This window comes from Pseudooceanicola pacificus, from assembly GCF_009789075.1.
Classification (GTDB): domain Bacteria; phylum Pseudomonadota; class Alphaproteobacteria; order Rhodobacterales; family Rhodobacteraceae; genus Pseudooceanicola; species Pseudooceanicola pacificus.
This window is the reverse complement of the sequence record NZ_WNXQ01000002.1, coordinates 51469-77935: the sequence shown is the minus strand read 5'-3', so window position 1 is coordinate 77935 and position 26467 is coordinate 51469. Positions and strand designations below refer to the sequence as shown.

Here is a 26467-nt window from a genome sequence, read left to right as displayed (position 1 = left end):
TGAGCGGGCGATGCCGGGGCGGAGTTTTATGGTGAAGAAGGGGGTGGCGAGGGGCAAGGCGCCCCTCGCCCGTCGCTGTCCTAGTTCCAGCTCATGTCGACGAAGCGCAGCACCTCGTCGGGCGTGGGCGTATAGGCGACTTCGGTCGTGAACACGTAGTTGGTGTTATAGGTGAACATCGGCGCCCAGAAGGCCTCGTCAGCGATACGCTGCAACGCCTTGGTGTAGTATTCGATCCGCTCGTCCGGGTTGGTCGAGCTGTCGGCGACGTCGAGCCATTCGAGCACCTGATCGTCGCGCGTGGTGTCGAGCGAGCCGTGCTTGAAGAACTGGCTGACCATGGCCGAGGCGTCGTTGATCGAATAGCTGCCCCAGGTCTGGAACGCGAGCGGCACCTCGCCCTTCATGTTGAGCTCGCGCAGGGCCGAGTATTGCAACATGTTGAAGTTGGTCTTGATGCCCACGGCGTTGAGGTAGGAGGTGATCGCCTCGGCATATTGGCGGTCGCGGTAGGCGTAGAAGTCGATGGTGAACCCGTCGGGATAGCCGGCTTCGGCCAGCAGGGCCTTGGCCTTCTCGGGGTCGTATTCATATTCCGTCACGTCCTGCACACAGCCGAACTGGCTGGGGAAACAGGGGGTGTAGACCACCTTGGACTTGCCCTGCAGCAGCGCGTCGACCAGCTCCTGGCGGTTGATCGCGTAGTTCACCGCCTCGCGCACCAGCTTGTTGGTGAACGGGTTCTCACCGGACCGGCCCGCGGCATCCATCTGCAGATAGCCCACGCGCATGGTGGATTCGTTGGCCACGGTGAACTGATCCATCTGCGCCAGCTTGTTGGCCTGGTCGGCGGGCACCTGCCAGATCAGATCGAGCGAGCCGGAAAACAGCTCGGCCATCTGGGTGTTCACATCCGGAATGGTGCGGATGTCGACCTTGGCGATCTCGGGCTGGCCTTTCGGGCTGTCGTAATAGGTCTCGTTGGCCTCAAGCACGAAGTGCTGGCCCGGCACAACCTCGGTCACCTTGTAGGGCCCGGTGCCGACCGGCTTCAGCCCCATGCCCGACGGGCCGACCTCGGCATAATATTCGTTGGGGTAGATGGAAACCGGACCCGAGAGGAACTCGATCGCGGCCGGAAACTTCTCCTTGAGGTGGATGCGCACGGTGTAGTCGTCGATCTTTTCGGCGGACTTCATCCAGTTGACGTTGCGCTGCGTCTTCACGCCATTTTCTTCCTTGGCGACGTAATCGACGGTGTAGACCACGTCGTCGGCGTTGAACGCTTCGCCGTTGTGGAAGGTGACGCCCTCGCGCAGTTTGAATTCCAGCGTGGTGTCGTCGATCCATTCCCAGCTGGTCGCAAGGTTGCCGACGTATTCGTTGGTTTCCGGATCGCGGTAGATCAATCCGTCCCAGATCGCGCGCTGCAACACCACGCCTTCGCGCGCCGAGTTGAAGTAGCTGTCGACGTTCTCAAGCTCTTTCGTGAAAGCGACGTTGAGCGTGCCCGAAGCCTTGTCGGCCAGTGCGGGCATGGCAACGCTGGCCATCAGGGCCGCAACTGCGAGGGTGGACGTTGTTTTCTTGACGGGCATGGCTTTTCCTTGTTGTGTTTTGACAGTTATCATTATTTGATACTTCTGATCGTTATTTAACTACTGTAGCAAGACGATCCGCACATCCGTCAAGGCCCTGTTTGCCAGAAGCGGCCCGGCAGGACTGCAAGTGGAGGAAACGTTTGGAAAAGAGGCAGGACAGCCTGTATGTCAGCACGCTCGCCCGGGGCCTGAAAATCCTGCGCGCCTTCGACGAATCGCATGTTGCTCTCTCTCTCACCGATCTGGTGGAACGCACCGGGCTGGAAAAAAGCGCGGTGCAGCGTATGGCGCACACGCTGCATGTGGAGGGGATGCTGGAACGCGATGCCAACACCCGCCGGTTCCGCCCCAGCCACGCCTGGCTGCAGCTTGCCTATGCCTATTACTGGTCGGACCCGCTGATCGCCCGCGCCCTGCCCAAGCTGATCGAATTCAGCCAGGCCAATGCCGAGACGGTCAACCTTGCGCAGATGTCGGGCGAACACATCATCTATTCGCTGCGCCTGCCGACCCAGCGTATCCATTTCGGGGCCAGCATCGTCGGGCGTCGCGTTCCCGTGCTCAATACCGCCGCCGGACGCGTGATGCTGTCGACCAGAAGCGATGCCGAGATCGACGCGGCCTGCGCCAGCTGGACGATGGAGGCGTGGACGCACAAGACGGTCATGGATCGGGCCGAGATCGCCAGGCGCGTGCGGGCTGCCGGTCGAGACGGATATTGCATCACGCGGGATCAGATGCTGCTGAACGAAATCAGCCTGGCGGCCCCGGTGAAAGGACCGGACGGCATCGCCCATGCCGCCGTCCAGATTTCGATTTCCGCGATCGATGCCAACGAGGACCAGGTCGTCCAGAAATTCCTGCGGTCCCTGCTGGACACGGCGGCAGGTATTCTGGGCTAGCTCGGGACCCTTTGATCCAGCCGCGTCGGCGCCAAATCCGCGCAAGATCGGGGATTTGGGGCGCGCCGGGACTGGTGGGGCTATGTCCAGGCGGTCCAGGCCCCAGAGACGGGCCGCGCAACCCGGGGGCTGCGCAGCCTGTCAGGTCAACCGTTCCGGTAAGTGTAGCTGTAGCCGTTCAGGGCGGGCTGGCCGCCCAGATGCGCGTAAAGCACCTTGGAGCCCTCAGGGAAGAAGCCCTTTTTCACCAGGTCGATCATCCCCTGCATGGATTTGCCTTCATAGACCGGGTCGGTGATCATCGCCTCGGTCCGGGCGGCCAGGCGGATCGCATCGTTGGTCTCGGCGCTCGGCACGCCATAGGCCGGATAGGCGTAATCGGGGTTGATGTGGATATCCTCGTCTTCGATGGAATATCCGCATTCGATCAGCTCGCAGGTCTTGTTGGCGATCTCTTTGACCTGGGCGCGGGTCTGATCGACGGTGGCCGAGGCATCAATGCCGATCACACGATCCGCGCGGCCGTCCTTCTTGAAGCCGACGATCATGCCGGCCTGGGTCGATCCGGTGACGACGCAGACGACGATATAGTCGAACTTGAATCCCAGCTCAGCCTCCTGCTCGCGCACTTCCTCGGCGAAACCGACGTAGCCCAGGCCGCCAAAGGGGTGAACCGATGCACCGGCGGGGATGCCGTAAGGCTTGCCGCCTTCGCGTTCGACATCCTTGATCGCCTCTTCATAGCTGGTGCGAATGCCGATATCGAACCCCTCTTCGACCAGACGGCTGTCCGCGCCCATCAGGCGGGTCATCAGGATATTGCCGACGCGGTCATAGACGGCATCGTCATGCGGCACCCAGGCCTCCTGCACCAGGCGGCATTTCATGCCGATCTTGGCCGCCGTCGCCGCGACCATCCGGGTGTGGTTGGACTGCACGCCGCCAATGGACACCAGCGTATCCGCGCCCGAGGCAATCGCGTCCGGCACGATATATTCCAGCTTACGCAGCTTGTTGCCGCCCTGGGCGAGGCCCGAGTTGCAGTCCTCGCGCTTGGCATAGATCTCGACCTTGCCGCCAAGGGCGTCTGACAGGCGGGGAAGATACTCGATCGGTGTCTTGCCGAAGGTCAGGGGGTAGCGTTCGAATTTTTCCAGCATGTCGTGCTCCTTTGTCTGCGGCGCAGGGTAGCAAAGAGCAGGTGATGGGTGCTTTCAAATACGGGGCCAAAATCGTAGCTGTTTGCTGTACCTAACCCCATCCAATCCGATATGCTTCCATCGAACCCTCATTGATCGGAAGACTCTTTCACAATGGCATTGGACCGAATCGACAAGCTGATGCTCCGCCTGCTGCAGGAGGACGGCAGGATGAGCAACGCGGACCTCGCCGCGCGCGTGAACGTCAGCCCCGCGACCTGCCACCGGCGCACCCAGAGGCTGTTTGACGACGGCCATATCCAGACGGTGCGCGCCGTCGTGAACCCGCAGAGCGTGGGTCTGGGCGCGATCGCGATGGTGGGTGTCGTTCTGGACCGCTCGACGCCCGAGAGCTTCGCCAAGTTCGAGACGGCCATCCTGGCCCTGCCCATGATCCTCGACTGTCACCTGGTCGCCGGGGATTTCGACTACCTTCTGAAGATCCGGGTGGCCGACATGGCCGATTTCAGCCGCCTCCACGGCGGGGTCCTGATCGCCCTGCCCGAGGTCAGACAGGCCCGGACCTTCTTTGTCATGAAAGAAGTGAAGGACGCCGCGCCGCTCGACTTCTGACCCCCCGGCACGGGCGTTAATACCGGCTGAACGGCGTGGTCCAGCGTCAGCGGCTTTGACGACCTGGCGAAGTCCGCAACGCAATCCAGGGTGGTGGCAGAGGGGACGGGCCCGGTGCCCTGCCCTTTCCACCCGTTGCACCCGAATTCGGTCAGGCCCGCGGTCCTTCGGCTGCATTGCCGCCCAGCAATCGCCCCGCATGCTCGGCCAGCCCCTCCGCGAAGTCCGGCCCGATTGGCAGGTGGCCCACCAGCAGCCGGTAGAACAATGGCGCGTAAATCATGTCGAGGATGATTTCGATATCCTGCGGCCGGTCAATCTCGCCCGCCTGCGCGGCGGCCTCGATCAGGCTGCGGCCATGCTCCCGGCTCGACAGGATGACCCGGTGGCGGAACGCCTTTGTCATCTCGCTTTCCGGATCGGAGGCAGCCAGCACCATGGCGACCTGCCGTCCACGCGTCGTGGCGAAAGCGGCGACCAGCAGGTGAAGCTGACCCCGCAACCCCTCGACAAGGCCGCCGCCCGAGGCCGGGGCGCGCCCCGGCAGATCGCTCATCAGCGCCTCCATCACCAACTCGCCCGCGTTGGCCCAGTGACGATAAATGGTTGGCTTGCCGACGCCCGAGCGCGCCGCAACCGCCTCGATCGAAAGGCGTCCGAAGCCCTGCGTCGCCAGGATCTCCCTGGCTGCCATGAGCGCCTTTTGTCGCGCCGCCTTGCTGGGCGGCCGACCACGGCGCGGGGGTTGGGTGTCATCTTGACTCATTATGTTACTGAACGTAACGTAATTCATCGGATCGATCAAGGAGTCCTCCATGTCCTCCCTCACACCCTATCTGGTGGTTGGCGCCGCAGCCGAGGCCATCGCGTTTTATCGGGCCGCATTCGCGGCGGAAGAGCTGTTCCGGATGACCGACCCCGCGGACGGCAGGATCGGCCATGCCGAGCTGAAGATCGGCGACGGCATGATCATGCTCTCCGACGAATACCCCGACTTTGGCGCAATCAGCCCGGACACGCTTGGCGGCAGCCCGGTGACGCTGCATCTGGCAACCGCCAACGTGGACGACGATGCGGCAAGGGCGGCGCAGGCCGGCGCCCTGACCCTGCGCGCCCCGGCCAATCAGAGCTTCGGCGAGCGCACGGCGCTGCTGCTCGATCCCTTCGGACACCGCTGGATGCTGTCCCAGACGATCGAACATGTCTCGCCCGCCGAGATGCAGGAGCGCTGGAACCGGGAGACGGGCGCGTGACCGCCCTGGAACAAGAGCTGGACGCCGCCGAGCAGGCGTTCAACGACGCCATGATCAGCAATGACGTCGACCGGATCCGGGCCTGTATCACCGAGGACTGGTGTCTGATCACGCCCGAGCGTGGTCCCGTTCCGGCCGCTGACATCCTGTCCGTGATTGCCTCGGGCGTTCTTGGCCATGACACCATGACCAAGCGCAGCCATCTGATGCGGGTCTGGGGTGACGTCGCCGTCGTCGTCGGGCGGGGAACCAATACCGGCTGGTTTCGCGGCGCGCCGATCAGCGCCGATGAATGGGTCTGCGACATCTATCGCCGGGTCGGGAACAACTGGAAATGCGAATTGACCCAGCTTACGCCGGTGAACATGGCCGGCGGGTCGCCAGCCAGTGATGTCTGACCGCGCGTTTCCACGGCGCGATGTGATCCCCGGGAAAACGTCCGGAAGCCTGAAGACTGAAGCCCCGAACCGGACGCCGCCGTCTTTCGGGGCGGCGGTTTGCGTTTGAACAGAGCCGTGATATACGCGTCACCGCAAAAACCATCTCGACTTTGACCCTTATCGCTGGTTCCTCATTCGCGGCCCTCCGGACCGCAGGCATTCGCATGTCTGCAATTTCCGGAGGAAGATCGATGAACCACAAGCGCAAGAAACCCAGAACCAAGAGTCGCAGCATCGGCGCGTTTCCGAACGGAACGCCGTCGCACTGGAACATCCGGTTCCACAACCGCCCGCGCCGTAGGCGGACCGCGAAGACGATCGTCAAGCTTATGCATGGCGCCGATCCCGATGTCTTGATCTGGGATCTCGGCAACCACAAACCCCAAAAATATTACTGGTGATCCCATGACCGACATGTCCACCGATCACGGCATGGCCTTGCCGCCCGGCAGTTCTGCCCTCGTCGCCTCTGCCAGGGGCGCGTTCTCCTTCTTCCCGCTCGCCACCCCGCCCGACACGCCAGCGCCCCGGTCGACCCAGTTTCTCGTGGCCGCGCCGATGCGCAGCGAGGAAAGTTCAGCCGGAAACTCCAGCTTCAAACGATCCAGTTTTCAGGGCGCAGAGCACAGGAAAAGCGGTGCAGCGGGACGGTCGATATTCCCGCAGATCTGATAAATTCTGGAGGCTATGCGCCATGCCGACTTTCCTTTGGGCGTGATGAATCCGTCTCGCCGAGGCGCGCATGCCAGCTCGTCGGGATCGATCCCCGCGTCTACCGGTATCGTTCGATACAGGGCGGTGACGGGCCACTTCGACAACACCTGTGCGAGCTGTCGTTCGAGCGGCCGCGCTTCGGATACCGCCGCCTGCACATCCTGCTCCGCCGGGAGGGCTGGGAGGTGAACTGGAAGGAGCTCTACCGCATTTACCGCGAGGAACGGCTAGCCGTACACAAGCGCGGCGGCCGGAAGCGTGCGCTCGGGACGCGGGCCCCGATGGCGATTCGGCAGGGCCCGAAACAGCGCCGGAGCCTCGACTTCTTGTCTGATGCGCTGTCCTGCGGGCGGCGGTTCCGTGTGCTGTGCGTGATCGACGACTTCAGCCGGGAATGCCTGGCCACGGTCGTCGATACATCGATCTCCGGCGTCAGTCGAACTATTCCTTTGTGTCTTGATCCACGACCGGAATAGGAACGGTCGTTGCGCCGACCTTTAGAGAAGCGTTCACCGCGCAAGGCCGTTGCCGGTGGTCTTCACCAAGGTCAAACCAGTAGACCGCCCCCTTTTGGGGGACGGTTCCATCGATTACACCGTTTCGGTGGATGAGTATGTCCTTTCCCCCAGCGGGGTTAAGGAGGAACCCTTAGTTCTTGTCCGCAAGGAAGAACTTCACATCCGCGAACAGCCTCAACTCGACGGGTTCACTTGAACCAGCTGAACTTTCTGTCTTCTCTGCGAGTTTGTGCTTCGGTTCGGGGTTGGTACTTGCGCTCGTTTGAGGAGGCGCTGCCCTTTCCGTAACCTTTGCCGTAGGATCCTTTTGATCCTGACTTCTCGTACTTGCTTCCGCTGCTCTAGGAGGATTTTCCGCTGCTTTTGCGGTGTCGGCCACATCACGGCCGTGGTCGCAAGGTTCATCCCGTGCTGGCCCGCTGCCTGCGAGGGCGTCGGTTTCGTCTGCCGGTTTTCGTTCGCACTGGCCCTCGGCGTCGGCCAGAGCCGCAGCAGTTCCGTCCGGTTCCCGCCACTCGAGCGGGTGCCGGAGCAGGCGCGCGGGGTCGGCCAGCTCGTCGCCCTCGCGGATGGCGAGGATGAAGAGCCGCTCCCGCTTGTGGGGCGCGCCGACTTCCGCCGCCGTGAAGAGGCCTGCCGCAAGGCGGTAGCCCATGCCGACCAGTCCTCCGGCGACTTCGGGAAAGCCGAGGCGGAGATGATGGGCGACATTCTCGAGGAACACGAAGGGTGGCGCGACCTCGCCGATGATGCGGGCGACATGCGGCCAGAGGTGGCGCGGGTCGTCCGCGCCCCGGCGTTTGCCCGCGACAGAGAACGGCTGGCACGGATAGCCCGCAGTGACGATGTCCACCGCGCCGCGCCACGGGCGGCCGTCGAAGGTGGCAACGTCGTCCCAGACAACAGCCTTATCCAGGGACGCGTCCTCCATCCGCGCCACGAGAGTGGCTGCGGCGTAGGTTTCCCGTTCGACATGGCCCACAGCACGATATCCGGGGATGGCGATGGCGAGCCCGAGGTCGAGCCCGCCCGCGCCGGAGCAGAGCGAGGGGCCGAAGAGGCATGCGTCGCCTGTTCCGTCAGGCAGGCCTGCGGAAGGTAAAGCCAGGTCATCCATCCCTCAGCGGTCTTTGGTCTTGAGGTCGTCGTAGGGCGTTCCATCCCCGTCGAGGACGGCCTGCTTCCCGGTGAATTTCTGCCAGCGCCGGACGGCCACATCGACATAGGCAGGGTTCAGCTCGATACCGAGGCAGACGCGGCCCGTAGTCTCGGCCGCGATCAGCGTGGTGCCCGAACCCATGAAAGGCTCGTAGATGGCCTGACCCGGGCTCGAATTGTTGAGGATCGGCCGGCGCATGCATTCCACGGGCTTCTGGGTGCCGTGGACGGTCTTATCGTCCTGATCCTTGCCCGAGATGTGCCAGAGCGTCGTCTGCTTGCGGTCGCCCGCCCAATGGCCCTTGCCGGATTTGCGCACGGCATACCAGGCGGGCTCGTGCTGCCAGTGATAATCGCCCCGGCTCAGAACCAGCCGCTCCTTGGCCCAGATGATCTGGGACCGGATGGTGAAGCCCGCGACCTCAAGGCTTTCCGCCGCGGTCGCCGCGTGCAGCGCGCCGTGCCAGACATAGGCGACATCGCCCGGGAACAGTGCCCAGGCCTCACGCCAGTTGGCGCGGTCGTCGTTCAGCACTTTGCCGGTGCGCTTGGTCTTGGCCGCCCCCGCCTGGTTGCGCCAGCCAGGGTCATATTCCACGCCGTAGGGCGGATCGGTGACCACTAGCAGCGGCTTCACCGGGCCGAGCAGCCGCTCGACATCCGTGGCAACCGTGCTGTCACCACAGAGAAGCCGGTGGTGTCCGAGGAGCCAAAGATCGCCAGGACGGCTGATCGGATCCTCGGGGGTTTCCAGGATCTCGTCTTCACTCTCCCGCGGACCGGTGCCCGCATCGAGGCTCGACATCAGCGCGTTCATCTCGTCCTCGGTGAAGCCGGTCAGACCGAGGTCGAAATCCGCCTCCGGCAGGTCCGCCAGTTCGAGGTTCAAGAGGTCCTTGTCCCATTCGGCATTCTCGCCGGAACGGTTGTCCATGATCCGGCAGGCGCGGGCCTGCGAGGCGGTCAGACCACTGGCAACATGCACCGGCGCGGTCTTGAAGCCGAGCTTGCACGCCGCCTCCAGCCGGGTGTGCCCAGCCAGCACGACCATTGCCTCGTCCACCACGATGGGCTGACGCTAGCCGAACTCCTGGATCGAGGCCGCGACCGTGGCGATGGCCTGCTCGTTGCGCCGGGGATTGCGCGCATAGGGAATGATCTGCTCGAGCGGCAGGTCGACGACGTCCATGGGAATGTCCTTGGGTGCCGGGCGGCGAAATGGGGAGCTGAACCGAAATGACCCGACAGGGCCGTTTCGGTTCACGCATGGGGTGTCGGGCCGTCAGGCCTTTCGCTCGTTGCCGCGTGGGCCCAAGCGAAACGAAACGGGTGTTTTTCGGGGCGTCACTGGGAAACCCTCGCGTTTCGCCCGCCCGTATAAGATGGACGCCGGGAAGGACCCGCCGATTTCAGGGAAATGCTCTCCGCTGCGGCCTTGCTGTCGCGGGTCCGCACGAACGGAAACGGGGAGAGCCGTCTTCCGACGCACTCTCCCCATCATATCCTTCAGATAGCATGGATCTGTTGAAACTGTCGAAGACCAAAGTGTTGCAACACTTCATGCAGCCGCAGCATTGGCAAGGCCGAAGCACAAAGCAGACTAGTGATTTCATAGGCGATCCCAGAAAACCTAGCTCGGCGCCAAGAGCAGATACGGCTCGGTCTCCTCTTGTTCGATGCGCTCGATGTATTCTCGGCCGTTAATATCGTGCGCTATCAATGTGCGAGCGAGACTTGGTTGAGAAGCGATACGCAATCGAACTTCTGAGAAGTCCTGGGATATTCCCAGTGCAGTTTTCTGATCGCCGTCGACTCGGTCGACCATCACGTCGCGTGGCATCAAAAATGCGAGGTTCTGAAGTTTGACGCATTGGTGCCGCGCCCTAAATTCAGCCGCCTCTTTCATGTCGAGCCAAAGCAGTGACTTAATCTGCGCGCCCCCACATAGGGCTAAACTCGCCAAAAGGGCTCGTACCAACCCAGCATCCACCCGCGCTTCTATTACAACCTCTGCGAGACCACTGTGCAGTTCGTCGAAGACGTAACTCATCTTCTCTTCGACCGCTGCGATGACGTCTTTTGCGTCAGGCCTAACCTCGGCTTCTTGCAGACGTTCCAGCGCCGTCCGCACGGTCACAATCTTGGATCGGAGGTTCATTTCGCGCCATTTCGATGGCAACCCAGCGACAGAGGCCTCAATGCCACCAAGCGACTTATCTACTTGGTCGAGTCGCCTCAAGATCATGGCGGTACTTGCAGCTGTAACGCCGATACCAACAACGGACGATGCCAAAGTCGCGATTTGCAGCGTCTGCATCGTCCCCATCATAGCCTGCATCGCGTTTAGCTTGTGAGAGATCGCCGCATTCTGCGCTATCCCGATCAAGCCCGTGGCACCTGTCGGATCGAATGAAAGCCCAGTCTGAAGAGCTTTTTGCAATGCCCCAGTCTCTTGAAGGTGGGCAACAATTCGACCGGTTGCAGAGTCTCTGAGCACAGCGCCGCTGCGGATGATATCACCTGCGAAATGGGCGGCTTGAAACTGGGAGGGAATATCGAACGGGATACTCATTTTGCCATCTCCATCCTCTTTAACGCGACGCCCTGCAATTCATTGAAAAGTACATGCTTCAGAGAAACTAACTTTGCATCGACGGCCCCGCCAACGACGCGAGTGGTAATAGTGTCATGCAAAGATATTTTTAGCTTCGACTTCAGCTGCGATATTGCCTTCGAGCGGATGCCGGGCCCCGCAGCCAATAGAGCCGCGCTTCCTGCCAATGCGACAACGGCAGCCGGTATCAATGCTCCACCGCCTAAAGTAAGTCCAAGTATCGCAGTTCCGACGGTCGTCAATCCTCCCGCAAAAAACGGTATTCCAGCGACAGGAGCGGCGGAAACAGCGATTGCCGCTCCGGCTGTCGCCATCTCGCCATACGACCATTTCTGATAAGCGTCTCCGCCCTCGGTCTCCTCAGCCGACGCCCGAAAAGATTTGTCGATATCATGCGTCAGTTCTTTATAGGTTCGCTCTATCCAATCAGCGACGAGGGGTTCCACCTTCTCAGCGATGAACTTGCCTCGCTTCAGAAAATCTGCGGCTGACATGCCATCAATGACTTTGTCCACGCTATAAAACAACGCCGGCAGACGGTCAGGCAGGATTTGAGTGATTTTTTCACGCTCTCCTTCCCACCAGTCCAAAATCTCAGCTTGTACAACTTCCGTTGGCAATTGCATGATATTCATCCGTTACGCTGCCCGAAGGATATCAGTAGACTTTCTCGAGCTTCGCAAGTCGATTTTCCTCCGACAAACAGGTACTTCCCGAGCGAGGCGTTGAGGAAGGCAGTATGAGTTGGTTCGGGTGGCATCCTACGAGACCGCCCGAGCCAAGTTTATCAGCGCACATTCAGCCGCGCGGAGATCTTTGTGAGCGCGAGCTTGTGCTGGCGCCATGCGGTGCTGCGGTCGACGCCCAGATCATGGGTGATCTGCTTCCACGGCCGCCGGCCGGCGCGCCACCAGATCAGGCGGCGTTCACTCTCGCCAAGCCAGACCACCCAGTCGAAGGTCTGCTCGAGCCGCGAGATCGCGGCGGCCGAGGGCCAGACCCGCATCGGTTCGGGCTCCATGGCGAGGATCTCGCGTTCGGTGCGGATGACCTGCGGCCAGGCGTTTAAGTAGCCCTGCACCTTCACCGGCGGCAGCTTGCGCAGGGTGCGGAACGCCTCCTCGAAATGATCTGCGACGTCCTCGGCGGTCCTGATGTGCTCAGCCATGGTGCAGATCCTCGGCCGGGCGCGGACCTTAGAGACGCGTGCCCAGCTGCTCGACGAGTTCACGCTCGGGCCAGGTCAGCCGCTGGTCATCCACACTGACCGCCAGCACGCCCTGTTCGCGCCAGCCGTCACGCTTCACCTCATCGGGCGACCGGCGCTGCCCGCCATAGCCCTTGGGATAGAACGTCATGCCGCACCTCCCCGGGCGTCGAGGGCCCAGAGCAGGATGGCGATAGCATCGGCCTCGTTGTCGTCTTCGGGACTGAAGCCCTTCGCGCGGGCCGCATCGATCATGGCCTGCTTGGGTGCGTTGCCTTTGCCGGTGGCATGGCGCTTGATCGTGCCCACCGGCAAGCCCTCGTAGGGCACACCCCGCAGCTCGCCCCAGCTGGTGAGCGAGGCCATCAGCCCGCCATAGACATGGGCCGCGTCGGTTCCGGCATGGCGGCGGACCTCCCCGAACCAGATCGCGGCGGTGTGCCCCGACAGGCGGTCCAGCTCGGTCAGCCAGTTGGTGAAGCGCAGGTAGCGCATGCCGCCACCTTCATAGCGCCCGGGCCGGAAGCTGGCGGTGCCGCTGGTGATCAGCCCGTCGTGGCTGCGCAATGCCCAGCCGGTGTTGGTGCCGAGATCAAGCGCAAGGATGCAGCGCGGATGTTTGTTGGATTGGGTCATGAGAGACCTCCTCTTCGCGTTTGTGACCGAGGCGAGCGGGCTGGCCGGTGAAGGCTGCGGTCTCGCCAGGCCTCGAAGGGTGGTCTGGTCAGTTCATGGGCTGGGCGGCTCGGCCGCCCGGCAAATCCTTCAGAACCTCCAGAGAGGCATCTTGAAAGACTTACGCCCGTAAGTGGTTGTCCTGTATATGTAATATATAATCTTTCAATTATTCAGTATTTCAATGGATATTTCTCTCCCAATATTAAACCGCGCGCGTACACGTATAGGGATAAGGGGTCCTCTTGAAAGATTGAAGGATTTGAAGGATGCGGTTTTTCCCTTTCGTTTCTAATGCTTGGCGGAATCTTGGCTTCAAGGGCCGTTTCAGGCGGATTGAAGGATCTCCGGTCACCCGCCCCACCGCGCCATCCGATAGACCATGGCCTGCTTGGTCGAGGAGTCGCGCATGCCCGTCGTGATGTCGCCGCTCTCGATCAGCGTCAGCAGGATTTCGTCGCGGTCTCGCGATTTCAACCACTGGGAGGCCCGGGTGATCTCGGATTTGGCGATCCCCTTGGGCCCGGCCGAGCGGACGATCTCCCTCAGCCGCTTCAGATGCGCCTCGGTTTCGGTGTCCGCCACATGGCGTTCGACCGCCTCCATGGTGCGCCGCGCGTAATGGCGCACGAAGCCGATGGCCCAGTCCGCCGCAGTGATGTCGATCTCGGGGCGCACCGGATCGCGCCCGACGGCGACGATCAGCGCCAATTTCAACGCGTTCTCTCCGGTGCGGGCGAGGATGGCAGTGAAGGCCGTGCCGGCCGCTGCCCGTAGCTCCTCGGTCAGGGCGTCGCTGAGGTCGGCAAACCGGGCGCGCGCCGCATCCGACATCGGTACGGTCATCGGGTTCACGGCGGTGTTCTGGTCGGCGGTCTTGCCAGTCAGGTTGACCTTCACGGCCCCGCCGCCATTGGCAACCAGCTGGAGCGCCTGGATCAGCACGGACGGGGCTTGCCGGATTCCCACGGAAAGGTTTTCGTCCGGATAGTCCTCATCGCTCGGCAGGATCAGAAAGCGCGCGAGCGAGCCGTCGACCACATTCGCGCCCTGCAGCGCCCCCAGAAATGCAGCGGCGTCGTGGTGCCATAGACGCAAAGGCAGGGCTGGTTGATGTCGCGCCGCTCGTTCGTGCCGTCGCGGTTCGCATATTCCGCCCCGAGGAAGATCCCGCCCGCTGCGGTGAAGAGCTCGGTCATGTTGTCGAGGATCTCGGTGATATGGCGCGGGCTGCGTTTGCGGTCGGCGGCGGCCGAGAGGAACATCCCGAATTCGTCGATCTGGAACAGGATCGCGGGCTGCCGATGAAGCGCGGTCAGGAGCCCGGCGCCGGACGCGATCTTGTTGCCGCCGAGATGGTGGGCGAGACCCGCCTCGAAGAAGACCTCGTTGATGATTTCGCGGGCGTGGTTCTTGCCCGAACCGCTGTCGGCGATCCCCACGACATAGAGGTTCGAGCGCAGGTTGCTGGTCGTGCGGTACCGCCGCCCCATCAACGCCCCGATCGCGCAGAGGCTGGCCCCGAGCGACAGAAGCGGTTGCGGGCGGCGCGCGGTCGCCAGCATGTAGCCGGTCAGATCGCCGACAAGACCGTCGGGAATGGTCAGGTTGAAGATGGGCTTTTCCGGGGCGGCCACGGTCGGCGCGCTCCCCTCCAGCCGGGCCAGTAGATCGGCGGCCGGATGCGGGCCGTCCGGATCGAGGCTGCCGTCGAGGCGCAAGGCGGCATCCGGCTGCCAGCCGCGCTCCATGGCGAGGTGGTAGATTGTGCCTGCGCCGATCCGGTCGGGCTTGAAGCTCGCCCAGGCGCGGACGGTCGTCGCAGGCACATCCTTGGCCGCCTGAGCCGACCAGTTGGCAAAAACCTCGCCGCCCTCACCGCCAAGCGCCCCTTTCAGCGCCATGCCGATGCGCATCCAGCTGTCGTAATCGAGCTCGTCATTCGGCAGCCAGTCGAGCGCCGACCGGATAGCCGACAAGGTGCCGATCTGCTTGTGGCTTCGCAGGGATGTGGCCGGTGCTGCCGAGCGCAGTCCGCGCTGACGCAGGGCCTTGGGCAGGATCGCATAGGCCTCGTCAAGAAAGGCCGCCGCCGCCGCCTCGGTGATTTCCGGAAGATCGCTGATATCGAGATCGGCCAGCCCCTCGTCGGGCCAGACATAGGGCGCGCCGGTGTCGGGGTGGTCGGCATAAGCCAGAAACTGCAGCCCGAGGCACAGCACTTCGAGCTGATGGCGTTTGATGCCTCGAAACGGTGCGGCCGTGCGATAGACCAGCAGACGCTTCGGGGCGCGGCCGATGTGCAGCGCGGGGTTCAGCGACGTCATCGGCTCCTGAAAGATCATCCCGATCCGGGCGCCCCGATAACCCGCCATCTGCCGGGGGGCGAGCGATGTCAGGTCGGTGCCGACGAAGCGGATCGCGCCGCCCGCAATCCGCATCGGATGGGGAAGCAGCCCCAGAACCGACCGCGCGGCCATGGTCTTGCCCGACCCGCTTTCGCCGACCAGCGCCAGAATGCGCCCCGCGCCCAGCGTGAAGGACAGGTCGCTGACAACCTCGGCCCCGGTCAGCCCGGCCTGCACCCGCAGCGCTTCCACCTCAAGAAGACTCATGTCCGCATCCTCGGATCCAGCAGGTCGCGCAGGGCATCGCCCAGCAGGTTGACCCCCAGCAGGGTGGCCTGGATGCACAAACCCGGCAGAACAATCAGCCAGGGCGCATCCTGGATATAGGGCCGCGCGGCTGCCAGCATGTTGCCCCAGGACGGCGCGGGCGGCGGGACGCCCAGGCCAAGGAAGCTCAGCGCGCTTTCGGCCAGTATCACCCAGCCGAACATCGAGGTCGCCAGAACGATCAGCGGCGCCAGCGCGTTGGGCAGCACGTGCCGCCACATGGTGAGCGCCTCGGAATTTCCCATCACCCGGCTGGCCTCGACGAATTCGCGCGCGCGCTGAGACAGCACAGCGGACCGCGTCACACGCAGCACCGCGGAGGCAAAGGCCAGGCCTAGCGCAAGCACCATGGCCCCTGCCGATGCACCCGCCACCGCCATGACGCCAAGCGCCAGCAACAGGCCCGGAAACGCCAGCAGCGCGTCGTTGAAGATACCGATGATCCGGTCGGTCCACGCACGCACGAACCCCGTCAGCACGCCGAATCCCACGCCGATGACCAGCGCCACGGCCACCGTAGACAGGGCGACAAAGATCGAGACCCGCGCGCCAAAAATCAGCCGGCTGAGGATGTCGCGCCCGAACTCGCCCGTGCCCAGCAGGTGATCCAGGTAGGGCGCCGAAAGCCGCGCACGCAGATCCAGTGCCATGGGATCATAAGGGGCAAGCCAGGGCCCGAACGCGGCCACGGCGATGACCGCGAAGGCCAGTGCGCCGCCGATCCAGCCGGCCAGCCCGATGCGCCCCGATCCCCGGAAAATCGCGCTCATGCCCGCACCCTCGGGTCGAACAGTGGATAGGTCAGGTCGACCACCAGGTTGATGACCACCTAGGTCAGGGCGATCAGCAGGATGCAGCCCTGCACCACCGGGTAGTCACGCTCGAAGATCGCCTGCACCGGCAGCCGGCCCAGCCCGGGAATGGTGAACACCGTCTCGACCACCGCGATCCCGCCCAGCAGCGCGCCCAGGATCAGGTCGATCAGGGTCCAGGTCGGGGCGAAGGCATCGGGAAAGGCATGGCGGCGCAGCACCACCGCTTCGGACAGCCCCTTGGCCCGCGCATGGGTGATGTAGTCCTGGCGCAGCACCTCGACCGCACTGGGGCGGGTCATCTGCAGGATGGCGCCGATCTCGATCAGCAGCAGGGTCAGGACGGGCATGGCGATGGCGCTCAGAACGGCCCAGCCGCCGCCGATCGCGCCCACCATGCCGAGCACCGGGAACCACCCCAGTTTCAGCCCGAACACCAGCAGGATCATCAGACCCAGCCAGAAGCTGGGTAGCGACGGCAGCAGGGTCGAGGTCGCGACCGTGGACACGTCACATGCCGATCCCTGCCGCCACGCGGTCAGCAGCCCGAGCGGAACCGCGATCAGCGCCGCCAGCGTCACCGCGACGATCACGATCGGCGCAGATATCCTGAAGCGGTCGAGGATGGTCGGCAGAACCGGCTGATTGTTCGATATCGACCGCCCGAGGTCGCCCTGCAACAGGTCGCCAATCCAGAGCAGGTATTGCCGCGGCAGCGGCTGGTCGAGTCCCATGCTCTGGCGCACCCGCGCCACCATTTCCCCGGTGACCTGTTCGCCCAGCATGACCGACGCCGGATCGCTAGGCACCAGGCGCATCATCACGAATACGGCCAGCGTAACCAGCACCAGGGTGGGGACCGCCATCAGCAGGCGGAGGCCGACGAACCTGATCATGACGCCGCAACCTCGCGCCCGATGGCCCGGAGTGCCGCCAGCCGCGTCCTGGCGCCGGGCACGCTCAGGGGTGTCGGCCAGGTCGACAGCTTGACCGCGGCGAAGCGGGCCTCGAATTCAAGATAGATGCATTGGCCATAGATGCCCTGCGCCATGATCACGCCGCGCCCGCGATCGGTCTGCCACCACTTGTTGTGATAGCCGCCCCTTGGCAGCACTTCGGCATGCGGTCCGCCAAAGGCGCCGCCGGCGCCGAACCGCACCTCTTCGATCCAGGCTTCGGGCACCACGCGCCTGGCATTCGCCACGCCCCGTGCAGCACCATTTGAGCAAAGCGGGCATAGTCGCGCAGGATCGCGTTGAACCAGCCGTCGGCCAAGGCAAAACCGCCGTGATCCAGCGTATAGGCCGCGTCCTCCTAGGCGCCGATCTTCTGCCAGATCAGCTCGGACACCAGCTCGGCCAGCGGTTGGCCGGTCACGCGCTCGACTACAAAGCCCAGCAGGTCGGTTTCGATGGAGCGATACAGGAACTGAGCGCCGTGGACGCGTTCGGTCTCGGTCAGTTCGAGGATCAGTTGCCAGACGGTCTGCGGCCAGCCTTCGGTGCGCGGGCCATCCGCCCATACCACGGCCTCGCCCAATTTCTGCATGTGCGACCCGGGCACGTCGTAGCTTTCGTCGACGACCACGCCCAAGGTCATGGCGAGCAGGTGCTGCACCGTTGCCCCCCTGTAGCCCGTCGCCGCCAGCTCGGGCAGGTGCGCGGCCAGCGGGGCCGCCAGGTCGATCCGTCCCGCGTCGGCCAGAATGCCGGTGAGGATGCCCAGGATCGACTTGGCCATCGACATCGACATCGACATCGACATCGACATCGACATCGACATCGACAAGTGCAGGTCCTGCGGGCGCATGGCGTCACAATAGCTTTCGTGCAGGATGCGGCCGCGGTGCAGCACCAGGAACCCGTCTGTCTGATCCGCCACCAGTCAGGCCCCGACCGTCCGGGTCTCGCGGTGGCTTTCAAAACCGATGCCGGTGACGTCCCGCGCGGCGGCCGGAAGCGTCCAGACCGCTGTCTGCCCGCGCCGAATGGCCGCGGTCGCGGTCGCGGTCATTTCCAGCATGTGGCTGAAGGTCCAACGGTGATGCGGCGGCAGGCACCAGCGGTCGCGCGGCAGGATCGGGGCGCTCGGTGTGCGCGGGTCGCGCGGCGTGGATCGGGGAATGGTGTTCATCCCGACGCCTCGGCCAGCTGCGGCTACGCCTGCCGGTCATAGGAGTGATACTCGGCCTCGCAGGGCGGGCCGTCGGTGACCCAGAGCCTGCAGGCGGTCAGGTCGACCACGGCAGAAGCGACGGTCATGTTACGCCTGTCCGGCGGCAGCGCAGGGTCGGGATGCATGCAGATCGACGAGGGAACCGACAGATGGTCCGACGTCACGGCCCGGTTGGCGGCGAGGTCGATCTGTCCCGCCTGCCCCAGCATCAGCCGCCGCGCCCGCCTCGCGCGGAACAGCGAGGACGGCGCCAGCCACATCTACGCGGTGCGCCTGCAAAGCAAGCGCGGGACATTCTATGCCACGCTGGTCGGTCACCGCCTGTCCTGTCCGCAAAGCTCGGGCGGGCGCGCCATGCTCTCACGGCTTCCCCGCGACGAGATGCTTGAGATCGTCGAAACGGCGGATTACTTCGCGTTCACCTCGCGGACGGTGCTGGACAAGGCCGAGGTCGCCCGCCGTATCGACCGCGCCCGCGAAGACGGTTATGCCGTGGTGCTGGAAGAGGTCCTGATGGGCGAAATCGCCATCGGCGCCGCCGTGACCGACAGTTCGGGACGCCCCAATCGCCGCGGTTCACCTGGCCGCCTCGCTTTCGGACTGGAGCGAAGAGGACTTCCGCAACCGCATGGCCCCCATGGTGATGGAGGCGGCGTCCACATTGGGCCAGGCCGTCAGGGACCGCTAGGATCTCCGACAGGGCGCTCTCGACAGGCTCCATGGCAGCACGACGACACTCAGCACCGGCCTCACCCGGGCGTCGGACACTTGCCGCCCGTGGAGTTGGCGCCCGAAACTGGCGACAATGCGCGCCGCCCTGCCTCGGAAATCAATCTGCCGACTCTGCGCCAATTCGCAGGAAAATCGGGGCACAGGTCATATCGCCCGCGGGCCCTATTGCATAATGAATGCCCCGTCCCCGGACGAGGGAAGCACAGTGCATTCCGTAGTTACCGCTGATCACCAGGCTGATCCCAGCCCCCCGTCACATGGCGCTGCGATTTGCGGATGTCGGGGCCCGGCACCCTCAGCCCGTGGTCGCGTGCCAGCACCGAGACGATGGCCGCGTCGAGACTGCCGGAACCGATCAGGATTATCCTCGGCCGCATACCGTGCCGCATTCCGTGCAAGAGCTTTCGGAGCCAGTTGGTCAGGATCTGGGAAAAGGTCGCGATGACTGCCGCGAGCGGGGCCAACGCATAGCATACCGAGATGTCGCTGTATCAGGCGCTTCCCGGATCTGGCTGACGCCGAATCGCAGCTTGGGCCCTGCGGTGCCCGGCGACGGGGCGATCAGTGACCTGACCCGGACCCTTTCGCGCATTTTCTGGCAGGCCCCAAATTCCTGTCACATTTGCGACCCATTCATTCTTGACAGATGCGCAAACAGTCTGTGTATTGCATGCAAATTTAAGGAGGACATTTCCTTGAAGTTTAGGTCTGCATTTGTTGTATCCATTTTTCTGACCGTGATGTCATCGCCCGTTCTGGCGGAATGCAATTCCGACACACAGGCAATTGTCCGGGACCTGCGCGATCAATATGTAAGCCTGCAGAAAAGCCTTCGCAAACTTGTTGCACGGGCGGACGGGCTGGAATTGCGCGCCACAGCGTTGACTGCCGAGGCCGCCGGCGCCCTGCCCGATCTGCCAGCAAAGCCGCAGCTGCCAGACACGCTCTTTGGCGAGGATTCCATGCCTGAGGTGACGTGCGACGATACCGGCACGGCCCCGGCCGTCACCGCCGAGATCCAGGGTGCACTGGATGCAGCCAGGGTGCAGGTCGACAGCTATTCCACCGCCGTCGCGGCGCTGAGCGACGCTGTCAGCGCCGCCGAATCCGCTGCATCCGCTGCGCCCGCCAGTCCAACCACGCCCGACACCTCGGTCGATGCCGCGCCCGCCGGTGAAACGCCGCAGCCGCCCACCGGTCAGCCCGCCGCCGCCGCAGAGGGCAGCGCCGCCACCGACGGGGCAACCGGCGAGGGCACCGCCGCGGCCGACGCGACGCCTGCCGCTCGCCGCAGCCCGATGGTCGATCCCGACAACGACAACCTGTTCCGCCGCGTCCTGACCCTGCCGAACGCCTCGCTGCACGCCGATGTCACCGACACGGGCGACGGAACCGAACTGCCCGTCTTCGACCTGCTTTATGTCTTCGACGAAGCTCTCGCGGGTGGCGAGAATTGGCTCGAGGTCGGCTCGTCCCTGCGCGAAGGCACCTCGGGCTGGATACGCACGGCGGACACGCTGAAATGGTCCTCGATGCTGGTGATGAACTTTGCGCCGCGCGGCAGCCGCGGTCAGGTGTTGTTCTTCGACGACGCCACGGTCCTGTCGGACATGGTGAACAGCCCATACTATTCCAGCGAGGCGGCCGAACTCTATGACCGGATCCGCGCCGAGCGCGAAAAGGTGCAGGCCGATCCGGCCTATCAGCCGGTGTGGGTCCGCGAACTGGTGGCGATCGAACCTGAAACAGCCGTGACCTTCGACAACCAGCCCTACCTGCTGCCGATCCTCGACTGGCGCGAGGAAGCCTTTGACGGGGCCGACGAGACCGTTCTGCTCAAGGTCGCCGCCGTGCCCGCCAACGCCAGCGCCATCGCGCCGCGTGACGAGAAAAGCTTTGAGGTCTCGGCCGATTCCTCGGCCGCGCGCAACGACGGGGTGTTCCGCATCGGCGTGACCTTCGTGATCGACACCACCGTCTCGATGGGGCCGTTCATCGACCGCACATATCAGACCATCGAAAGTTTCTACAACGCGTTCCAGCAGTTCGAGACTACGCAGAACGTCAGCTTCGGCATCGTGGGGTTCCGCGACAATATCGGCAACAACCCTAGCGGGCTCGAATATGTGACCCGCATATTCCAGCCGCTGGACATCGAGGCCGACCCGGCCACCGTGCTTGCCCAGGCTCGCCAGATCCGCGAGGCCACGGTCCCGACGGTCGGTTTCCGCGAAGACAGCTTTGCCGGCATCCAGGCCGCGATCAGCGAGATGGACTGGAAACCCTTCGACGCCCGCCTCATCATCCTGGTGACCGACGCCTCGGCGCGCGAGGGCGGCGACCCGCTGGCCGCCCTGGCCAGTGTCACGTCGGACACGGTGGCGGATGGCGCCAACCGCAGCAACATCGCCATCGCGACGCTGCATCTGCGCACCCCCGCCAACTCGGCCGATTTCGCCAGCGGCGAGGCGCAATATCGCGTGATCTCCAGCACCGGCGACGCAGCGGTTCAGAAATACGTCGCCATCGACGCCACCTCGGACGAGGAATTCGGCCGCGAACTGGACACGATGAGCCGGACCCTGGCACAGGCCGTTGTTACCGCCTCGGCCGGCGAGATGATCAATTCGGTCGAAGCGCTGGAGCCGATCCCCGCCGAGGGCAGCTCGGGCCGCCTGGCCGCCGCCGTGCGCAACGAGATCTTTCGCGCCCAGCTGGAAAGTCTCGCCGCCGCGAATGGGGGCGATGCCCCGACCTTCCTTGCCGGATGGGCCGCAGACAAGGACCTGAGCGACCCCAAACGCCGCGCGCTCGAGGTCAGCGTGTTCCTAACCCGCAACCAGCTGTCCACGCTCGACAAGCGTCTGGACTTGATCGTGCAGGCCTACCGCTCTGGCGGCGACGATCCCGGCGCTTTCTTCGACAAGCTGCAGGTGCTGGCGGCCGAAACCTCGTCCGACCCCGACAAGCCCATCCCCGAGGGGCGCGACATCGTCGCCTCGATCCTGCCGACCTTCCTCAAGAACCTGCCTTATCGCAGCCAGGTGCTGCGGCTCGACCGCGAATACTGGTCCTCGATCAGCGTCGCCGCGCGGCAGGAGTTCATTGAATCGATCGACGGCAAGCGGCGGGTCTACGGAGAGCTGTTCAACGACACCAAGAAGTGGGTCGATTTCGGTGCGGACGACCCCGGCCTCGAAGCCACCCCGGTCTCACTGCGCAACCTGCCCTGAGGACCGCGCGCCGTGACCGAAGTGCCAAGCGAAAGCCGTCCGGCCCGCCCTATCATGGCGCTCGGCGGGCTGGAGGTGGCGCGTTTCGACGCCTCGCGGCAGGCCTGGTTCCGGCTGTCCGTGCCCGAGTTGACGATCCGCGCCGGCGAACGCATCTGCCTGGTCGGGCGCAGCGGCAGCGGCAAGACCACCCTGCTGGAGGTTCTCGGCCTGCTCAGCTGCCCGGACGCGCTGGACCGCTACGACCTGTCGCCCTACGGCGACGGCCGCCTTCTGTCGGTGCAGGAACCGATCCTTGCGGGACAGGCCACCGTGCTTTCGGCGATCCGGTCGCGCACGATGGGCTTCGTCCTGCAGGATGGCGGACTTCTGCCCTATCTTTCGGTGCGGGACAATGCCCTGCTGGCGGCCGAACTGGCCGGCCAGCGCGGGCGCGAGATCGGCGAACGGATCGAAGCGTTGGCCGCTGCCATGGGCATCGAACGCATGCTCGACCGCCTGCCCGCCGGCCTTTCGGGCGGGCAGCGCCAGCGTTCGGCGGTGCTGCGCGCCATGGCCTCGGCGCCTGTTATCCTGCTGGCGGACGAACCGACCGCCGCGCTTGACGGCGCGACGGCGAACGAGGTCATGCAGGTCATGGTCAACGCCGCCAAGGCCACCGGCGCTACACTTGTCATGGTCAGCCACAACGAGGACCTCGCCACACGCTACGGTTTCACCGTGCGCCGCCTGGAGACGCACACCGGAAGCGGTGGCGAGACATCGACATTGGCGCCGCTGCCCCAACAGGTGCAATCCGCATGAGTCTGCGCCTTGGCCTGCTGTTCCGACTGGCGCGCCGCGATCTGCTGCACGGCTGGCAGGCCGCTGGCTGCCTTTGCATCGCGGTGACCGTGGCGCTGCTGCCTTTGCTGTTGCTCTACGCGCTGAAGTTCGGCGTGGTTAACAACATGATCTCGAGCCTGCGCGATGACCCACGCGTGAGAGAAATCCGCCTGATGCGCGATACCGAACTGACCGAAGCGTGGTTCGCCGACCTCGCAGACGACCCCCGGGTCGCCTTCCTCCTGCCTCGGGCGCGGTATCTGGCCGGATCGGTCCGGCTGCGTGGCCCGGATAGCCGGTCCATGCTGGACAGCCGGATGATCCCCTCGGTCACCGGCGATCCTTACCTGGCCGGCGGCCCCGCCCCCGCGGGACTGTCCGAGGCCGTGCTGACCGAACGCGCCGCCATCGAAACCGGTGTCAGGACCGGCGGCACGATCACCTTCGTGATCCTGCGCACCGTCGGCGAGCAGCGCGAAAGCCTTCGCCACGAGGTCACCGTGGTCGGCACAATCCCGCGCGACCTGCTTCAGACCGACGATGTGTTTGTCGCGCCCGAGCTTGAAGGCGCGATCGAGCGTTGGCGCGAAGGCTTCGCGGTGCCCGAACTCGGCTGGGAAAGCGCCCGCGCCGGAACCCGGCTGGACGCCGGCGCGCGCAGCATTGCCAGTTTCCGCCTGTTCGCGCGCGACGTGCGCGATGTGCCGGGCCTGCGCGACCGCCTGTTGCAGGACGGGCTGGACGTCGAGACACGCGCCTCGGCGGTGGAAACCGCGCTCGAGATCGAGACCGGGCTGACCTGGATATTCTTCGCCATCTCCTCGCTGGCCTCCGCCGGGTTCCTGCTGACCCTTGGCCTGCATCTGGCCGCCAGCGTGGTCGAGAAATCCCGCGAACTTTCGCTGTTGCGCCTGCTGGGGCTGAGCAGCGCCGAAATCTCGCTGATGCCATCGCTGCAGGGCATGATGATCGCGCTGACCGGGTCGGTCGCCGCGGCGCTGATCGCGCTTGGCCTGCAACCCCTGATCAATCGCGGGCTCGAGGGGCTGGCCGGGCTTTCCGGCCGGATCAGCGAAATCGCCCCGCATCATCTGCTGGTGGCCACGCTGACCGCCACCGCCGCCGGAGCGGCGGCGGGTTGCCTTGCCGGCTATCGGGCGGCGCGGCTGGAACCGACGAAGGGGCTGCGCCATGACTGAACGGGCTCGCGGGACATTGGCGGTGCTGGCCGGCCTTGCGGCGCTGACCTGGCCCCTGACACCGCGGCCGCTAGCGGCACAGGATGCGGCGCAGCCGGACCCGACCGGCGGCAGCTGGTGCCTGGTAGACGACCCGGCCGCCTGGCGCAGCGCGCGCGAAGAGCTGATTGCGAAGAACCAGCGCGACCTGTCGAACGTCCCCTGCCCCGAGCGGCGCGGCGGCGCCACCCTGCCAGCCGTGCTGGCGCTGCCGATGCCCTGCGGGCGGTCGATGATCTTTCAGCGCATTGACGTGCCGGTGGACCATCTGCTGGATCAGGTCGACGGCAGTTTCGGGCGCAGTGTCGACATCGACGCTGAATCCGCGCAGATCGTGCTCTCAAACGGGCCCTGGACGACGCCGGTCTCGGGCGCTTTCTCGCTGTCGCAGGCCAGCGGCCCCCTGACCAGCGGTGCCATCGCCGACACCACCGCCCGCGCCTATTACCTTGCCAAGTACGAGCTGACCTCCGTCCAGTGGTCGATACGCGCGCTTGGCCTCTTCGACCTGCCCGCCGCCGAGACCGCCGACCCCGCCGGCCCCGCCTGCGCGCCGCTTGAACAAGGTCTGCGCGACATGGAGCTGCGCCGCATCCCGCCCCAGGGCGGCCTGTCGTGGTTCGATGCGGTCGGCTATTCGCGCGACTATTCGAACTGGCTGATCGCCCGCGATAGCGAACGCATCGCGGCCGGCCAGAACCCCGACTTGCCCTGGGAACAGGGCGCGACCGGCTATGTCCGCCTGCCCACCGAGGCAGAGTGGGAATTCGCAGCGCGCGGTGGCGCCAGCCAGGTGACGCCGCAAAGCCGCAGCCTGCGCTTGCCCGGCGTGCTGGACCCGGACACCGGCCAGACCGTCCAGCCGTTGCTGCCCGAGATATGTGCCGAGCCTCCGCGCGGCGAAACCGCAGGGCTGGCCCCGGTCGGCATGACCCGGCCCAATGCCTTCGGCCTGCTCGACACGCTGTGCAACGCCGAGGAGATCGTCTTTGACCTGTTCCGCATGACCCGCCCGGACGGGCTGGCTGGACAGGTCGGCGGCGTGGTGACCAAGGGCGGAAACTCGCTTTTCCTGCGCGAACAGAACACCGTCGGCCGCCGGGTCGAGGCGCAGGCCCTTTTTACCGCGCGCGGCGAAGGCCGCACGGCCACCATGGGCACGCGGCTGCTGGTCTCTGCCCCGGTTTTCGTCGGCCGCCGCGACGCCGGCAACGACTTCGTCGAGGGGCTGGCCAACACCCCCCTGGAAGAGGCGATGATGCAGGGCCGCGGCACGCTGCTGGATCAGGGCGTGGGCATCAATGACGACACCAACGCGAAGGACCTGGAGGCCGAATTGAACCGCCTGCGCCGCGAAGTGTCGGTCGGGACGCTGACGCAGAGCCAGCTGAAGGACCGCGTCGCCCAGCTTCAGGTCGAGATCGACCGGATGAACGTCCGCCTCCGCGAAAGCAAATCCGAAGAGGTCCGCCTGTCCGCCCGATCGGCCGTCGCCACCGCGAACCTGATGGACCGGATCGGGCGCAACATGTTCGCCGGCATGCAGCGCGTCAGCGAATTGCGCGACCGCCGCCCGCAGACGCGCGAGATCACCGATGCACTGGCCGAGGCGGCCAAGCAGCTTGAGGTCAACCAGACCCGGATCGACGCTGCCTTTGACCTCTACCTGCAGATGCAGACCAAGATCGCAAGCTTCGAGCCCGCCTTCGTGGATGCCCGCCTGGCAGAGACCAGGCGCGGCTATGCTGGCCTCGGCGTCGAGGTTTTCGGGCCCTACCTCGATCTTTTCACCACTCACCAGACCGAGATCCGCGCCGCGCGGGGTCAGGTCACCGAAACCATGCGCCGCAGCTGGATCAACCAGCTGGACAGCGTGCGCGACCTGCGGCGCAGCCGCTTCCCGGATCAACAACGGCAATGATC

28 protein-coding genes and 2 pseudogenes are annotated in these 26467 nt (G+C 64.7%); 12 read left to right on the top strand and 18 right to left on the bottom strand.

Features of this window, described 5'->3' with window-relative positions; genetic code table 11:
• Window positions 1-80 precede the first annotated feature (80 nt).
• The gene (locus GLS40_RS03460; RefSeq protein WP_160381252.1) at window positions 81-1598 is read right to left on the bottom strand and encodes an ABC transporter substrate-binding protein; all 1518 of its coding nucleotides are present in this window, start codon (window positions 1596-1598) and stop codon (window positions 81-83) included.
• A gap of 143 nt (window positions 1599-1741) precedes the next feature.
• Here GLS40_RS03460 and GLS40_RS03455 point away from each other — a divergent pair, with 143 nt between their 5' ends.
• Entirely contained in the window at window positions 1742-2503 is a 762-nt protein-coding gene (locus tag GLS40_RS03455; protein WP_160381250.1) for an IclR family transcriptional regulator, read from the top strand.
• A 146-nt stretch (window positions 2504-2649) separates the two neighbouring features.
• Here GLS40_RS03455 and GLS40_RS03450 read toward each other — a convergent pair whose 3' ends face one another.
• A complete protein-coding gene (locus GLS40_RS03450; protein ID WP_160381248.1) occupies window positions 2650-3663 on the bottom strand; it encodes a 1-aminocyclopropane-1-carboxylate deaminase in 1014 nt (337 codons plus the stop codon).
• 153 nt (window positions 3664-3816) lie between these two features.
• Here GLS40_RS03450 and GLS40_RS03445 point away from each other — a divergent pair, with 153 nt between their 5' ends.
• On the top strand, window positions 3817-4275 hold the full coding sequence (locus GLS40_RS03445) for an Lrp/AsnC family transcriptional regulator (RefSeq protein ID WP_160381247.1): 459 nt from the start codon (window positions 3817-3819) through the stop codon (window positions 4273-4275).
• A gap of 151 nt (window positions 4276-4426) precedes the next feature.
• Here the strand turns inward: GLS40_RS03445 and GLS40_RS03440 are convergent, their stop codons facing one another.
• Window positions 4427-5080, bottom strand: a complete 654-nt coding sequence (locus GLS40_RS03440; RefSeq protein ID WP_235905765.1) for a TetR/AcrR family transcriptional regulator — start codon at window positions 5078-5080, stop codon at window positions 4427-4429.
• A gap of 10 nt (window positions 5081-5090) precedes the next feature.
• Between GLS40_RS03440 and GLS40_RS03435 the strand changes: the two genes are divergently transcribed.
• From GLS40_RS03435 to GLS40_RS17920, 5 genes and pseudogenes are all read left to right on the top strand, one after another.
• Window positions 5091-5528 (top strand): VOC family protein, encoded by a 438-nt coding sequence (locus GLS40_RS03435; RefSeq protein WP_160381245.1) that lies wholly within the window; start codon window positions 5091-5093, stop codon window positions 5526-5528.
• Window positions 5525-5926: a nuclear transport factor 2 family protein gene (locus GLS40_RS03430; RefSeq protein WP_202075862.1), complete on the top strand. Its 402-nt coding sequence runs from the start codon at window positions 5525-5527 to the stop codon at window positions 5924-5926. The genes GLS40_RS03435 and GLS40_RS03430 overlap by 4 nt, the downstream gene beginning before the upstream one ends.
• Before the next feature lie 233 nt (window positions 5927-6159).
• Window positions 6160-6369, top strand: a complete 210-nt coding sequence (locus GLS40_RS03425) for a hypothetical protein (protein ID WP_160381243.1) — start codon at window positions 6160-6162, stop codon at window positions 6367-6369.
• A 4-nt stretch (window positions 6370-6373) separates the two neighbouring features.
• A complete protein-coding gene (locus GLS40_RS03420) occupies window positions 6374-6640 on the top strand; it encodes a hypothetical protein (RefSeq protein ID WP_160381241.1) in 267 nt (88 codons plus the stop codon).
• A gap of 41 nt (window positions 6641-6681) precedes the next feature.
• A pseudogene (locus GLS40_RS17920) lies at window positions 6682-7113 on the top strand (IS3 family transposase); the annotation flags it as partial.
• Window positions 7114-7330: 217 nt separating this feature from the next.
• On the opposite strand, the gene GLS40_RS03410 reads toward GLS40_RS17920, so the two are convergent.
• From GLS40_RS03410 to GLS40_RS03350, 14 genes and pseudogenes are all read right to left on the bottom strand, one after another.
• A complete protein-coding gene (locus GLS40_RS03410; protein ID WP_235905764.1) occupies window positions 7331-8317 on the bottom strand; it encodes a DNA cytosine methyltransferase in 987 nt (328 codons plus the stop codon).
• A gap of 3 nt (window positions 8318-8320) precedes the next feature.
• Window positions 8321-9547: pseudogene (locus tag GLS40_RS03405) on the bottom strand (DNA modification methylase).
• 441 nt (window positions 9548-9988) lie between these two features.
• On the bottom strand, window positions 9989-10930 hold the full coding sequence (locus GLS40_RS03400) for a hypothetical protein (protein ID WP_160381238.1): 942 nt from the start codon (window positions 10928-10930) through the stop codon (window positions 9989-9991).
• Window positions 10927-11598: a hypothetical protein gene (locus tag GLS40_RS03395; protein WP_160381237.1), complete on the bottom strand. Its 672-nt coding sequence runs from the start codon at window positions 11596-11598 to the stop codon at window positions 10927-10929. Before GLS40_RS03395 ends, GLS40_RS03400 begins: the two co-directional genes overlap by 4 nt.
• Window positions 11599-11759: 161 nt before the next feature.
• Complete coding sequence (locus GLS40_RS03390) at window positions 11760-12140, bottom strand: DUF6362 family protein (RefSeq protein ID WP_160381235.1); 381 nt, start codon at window positions 12138-12140, stop codon at window positions 11760-11762.
• A gap of 28 nt (window positions 12141-12168) precedes the next feature.
• A complete protein-coding gene (locus GLS40_RS17800) occupies window positions 12169-12330 on the bottom strand; it encodes a hypothetical protein (protein ID WP_202075860.1) in 162 nt (53 codons plus the stop codon).
• A complete protein-coding gene (locus tag GLS40_RS03385) occupies window positions 12327-12815 on the bottom strand; it encodes a crossover junction endodeoxyribonuclease RuvC (RefSeq protein ID WP_160381233.1) in 489 nt (162 codons plus the stop codon). The genes GLS40_RS17800 and GLS40_RS03385 overlap by 4 nt, the downstream gene beginning before the upstream one ends.
• Before the next feature lie 390 nt (window positions 12816-13205).
• Window positions 13206-13895, bottom strand: a complete 690-nt coding sequence (locus GLS40_RS18075; protein WP_160381232.1) for a DUF3987 domain-containing protein — start codon at window positions 13893-13895, stop codon at window positions 13206-13208.
• On the bottom strand, window positions 13865-15469 hold the full coding sequence (locus GLS40_RS03375) for a PriCT-2 domain-containing protein (protein WP_160381230.1): 1605 nt from the start codon (window positions 15467-15469) through the stop codon (window positions 13865-13867). The genes GLS40_RS18075 and GLS40_RS03375 overlap by 31 nt, the downstream gene beginning before the upstream one ends.
• The gene (locus tag GLS40_RS03370; RefSeq protein ID WP_160381228.1) at window positions 15466-16299 is read right to left on the bottom strand and encodes an ABC transporter permease; all 834 of its coding nucleotides are present in this window, start codon (window positions 16297-16299) and stop codon (window positions 15466-15468) included. Before GLS40_RS03370 ends, GLS40_RS03375 begins: the two co-directional genes overlap by 4 nt.
• Before the next feature lie 59 nt (window positions 16300-16358).
• The gene (locus GLS40_RS03365; RefSeq protein ID WP_160381226.1) at window positions 16359-17237 is read right to left on the bottom strand and encodes an ABC transporter permease; all 879 of its coding nucleotides are present in this window, start codon (window positions 17235-17237) and stop codon (window positions 16359-16361) included.
• The gene (locus tag GLS40_RS03360) at window positions 17234-17545 is read right to left on the bottom strand and encodes a hypothetical protein (protein WP_160381225.1); all 312 of its coding nucleotides are present in this window, start codon (window positions 17543-17545) and stop codon (window positions 17234-17236) included. Before GLS40_RS03360 ends, GLS40_RS03365 begins: the two co-directional genes overlap by 4 nt.
• Before the next feature lie 110 nt (window positions 17546-17655).
• On the bottom strand, window positions 17656-18222 hold the full coding sequence (locus GLS40_RS03355; protein ID WP_160381223.1) for a serine hydrolase domain-containing protein: 567 nt from the start codon (window positions 18220-18222) through the stop codon (window positions 17656-17658).
• A 3-nt stretch (window positions 18223-18225) separates the two neighbouring features.
• A complete protein-coding gene (locus GLS40_RS03350; RefSeq protein ID WP_160381221.1) occupies window positions 18226-18474 on the bottom strand; it encodes a hypothetical protein in 249 nt (82 codons plus the stop codon).
• Window positions 18475-18639: 165 nt separating this feature from the next.
• Between GLS40_RS03350 and GLS40_RS03345 the strand changes: the two genes are divergently transcribed.
• Entirely contained in the window at window positions 18640-19476 is an 837-nt protein-coding gene (locus GLS40_RS03345; RefSeq protein WP_160381220.1) for an IclR family transcriptional regulator domain-containing protein, read from the top strand.
• Here GLS40_RS03345 and GLS40_RS03340 read toward each other — a convergent pair.
• A complete protein-coding gene (locus GLS40_RS03340) occupies window positions 19467-19625 on the bottom strand; it encodes a hypothetical protein (RefSeq protein WP_160381219.1) in 159 nt (52 codons plus the stop codon). The genes GLS40_RS03345 and GLS40_RS03340 overlap by 10 nt on opposite strands.
• Window positions 19626-20210: 585 nt before the next feature.
• On the opposite strand from GLS40_RS03340, the gene GLS40_RS03335 reads away from it, so the two are divergent.
• From GLS40_RS03335 to GLS40_RS03320, 4 genes are read left to right on the top strand one after another with little or no spacing between them, the layout of a single operon-like run.
• A complete protein-coding gene (locus GLS40_RS03335; protein ID WP_160381218.1) occupies window positions 20211-22481 on the top strand; it encodes a vWA domain-containing protein in 2271 nt (756 codons plus the stop codon).
• A gap of 12 nt (window positions 22482-22493) precedes the next feature.
• Window positions 22494-23285, top strand: coding sequence for an ABC transporter ATP-binding protein (locus tag GLS40_RS03330; RefSeq protein ID WP_160381216.1), 792 nt, complete (start codon window positions 22494-22496; stop codon window positions 23283-23285).
• Window positions 23282-24505 (top strand): FtsX-like permease family protein, encoded by a 1224-nt coding sequence (locus GLS40_RS03325; protein ID WP_160381215.1) that lies wholly within the window; start codon window positions 23282-23284, stop codon window positions 24503-24505. The genes GLS40_RS03330 and GLS40_RS03325 overlap by 4 nt, the downstream gene beginning before the upstream one ends.
• Window positions 24498-26465, top strand: coding sequence for an SUMF1/EgtB/PvdO family nonheme iron enzyme (locus tag GLS40_RS03320; protein ID WP_160381214.1), 1968 nt, complete (start codon window positions 24498-24500; stop codon window positions 26463-26465). The genes GLS40_RS03325 and GLS40_RS03320 overlap by 8 nt, the downstream gene beginning before the upstream one ends.
• Window positions 26466-26467 lie beyond the last annotated feature (2 nt).

Bases quoted from the DNA above. Each gene is read 5' to 3' on its own strand.
- GLS40_RS03335 (WP_160381218.1), top strand. From the start codon at position 20,211: ATGCCTGAGGTGACGTGCGACGATACCGGCACGGCCCCGGCCGTCACC.
- GLS40_RS03410 (WP_235905764.1), bottom strand. From the start codon at position 8,317: ATGGATGACCTGGCTTTACCTTCCGCAGGCCTGCCTGACGGAACAGGC.
- GLS40_RS03400 (WP_160381238.1), bottom strand. From the start codon at position 10,930: ATGAGTATCCCGTTCGATATTCCCTCCCAGTTTCAAGCCGCCCATTTC.
- GLS40_RS17800 (WP_202075860.1), bottom strand. From the start codon at position 12,330: ATGACGTTCTATCCCAAGGGCTATGGCGGGCAGCGCCGGTCGCCCGAT.
- GLS40_RS03370 (WP_160381228.1), bottom strand. From the start codon at position 16,299: ATGAGCGCGATTTTCCGGGGATCGGGGCGCATCGGGCTGGCCGGCTGG.
- GLS40_RS03345 (WP_160381220.1), top strand. From the start codon at position 18,640: ATGCAGATCGACGAGGGAACCGACAGATGGTCCGACGTCACGGCCCGG.
- GLS40_RS03395 (WP_160381237.1), bottom strand. From the start codon at position 11,598: ATGCAATTGCCAACGGAAGTTGTACAAGCTGAGATTTTGGACTGGTGG.
- GLS40_RS03390 (WP_160381235.1), bottom strand. From the start codon at position 12,140: ATGGCTGAGCACATCAGGACCGCCGAGGACGTCGCAGATCATTTCGAG.
- GLS40_RS03435 (WP_160381245.1), top strand. From the start codon at position 5,091: ATGTCCTCCCTCACACCCTATCTGGTGGTTGGCGCCGCAGCCGAGGCC.
- GLS40_RS03385 (WP_160381233.1), bottom strand. From the start codon at position 12,815: ATGACCCAATCCAACAAACATCCGCGCTGCATCCTTGCGCTTGATCTC.
- GLS40_RS03420 (WP_160381241.1), top strand. From the start codon at position 6,374: ATGACCGACATGTCCACCGATCACGGCATGGCCTTGCCGCCCGGCAGT.
- GLS40_RS03350 (WP_160381221.1), bottom strand. From the start codon at position 18,474: ATGAACACCATTCCCCGATCCACGCCGCGCGACCCGCGCACACCGAGC.
- GLS40_RS03460 (WP_160381252.1), bottom strand. From the start codon at position 1,598: ATGCCCGTCAAGAAAACAACGTCCACCCTCGCAGTTGCGGCCCTGATG.
- GLS40_RS03445 (WP_160381247.1), top strand. From the start codon at position 3,817: ATGGCATTGGACCGAATCGACAAGCTGATGCTCCGCCTGCTGCAGGAG.
- GLS40_RS03365 (WP_160381226.1), bottom strand. From the start codon at position 17,237: ATGATCAGGTTCGTCGGCCTCCGCCTGCTGATGGCGGTCCCCACCCTG.
- GLS40_RS03340 (WP_160381219.1), bottom strand. From the start codon at position 19,625: ATGCGGCCGAGGATAATCCTGATCGGTTCCGGCAGTCTCGACGCGGCC.
- GLS40_RS03450 (WP_160381248.1), bottom strand. From the start codon at position 3,663: ATGCTGGAAAAATTCGAACGCTACCCCCTGACCTTCGGCAAGACACCG.
- GLS40_RS03320 (WP_160381214.1), top strand. From the start codon at position 24,498: ATGACTGAACGGGCTCGCGGGACATTGGCGGTGCTGGCCGGCCTTGCG.
- GLS40_RS03375 (WP_160381230.1), bottom strand. From the start codon at position 15,469: ATGAGTCTTCTTGAGGTGGAAGCGCTGCGGGTGCAGGCCGGGCTGACC.
- GLS40_RS03325 (WP_160381215.1), top strand. From the start codon at position 23,282: ATGAGTCTGCGCCTTGGCCTGCTGTTCCGACTGGCGCGCCGCGATCTG.
- GLS40_RS03425 (WP_160381243.1), top strand. From the start codon at position 6,160: ATGAACCACAAGCGCAAGAAACCCAGAACCAAGAGTCGCAGCATCGGC.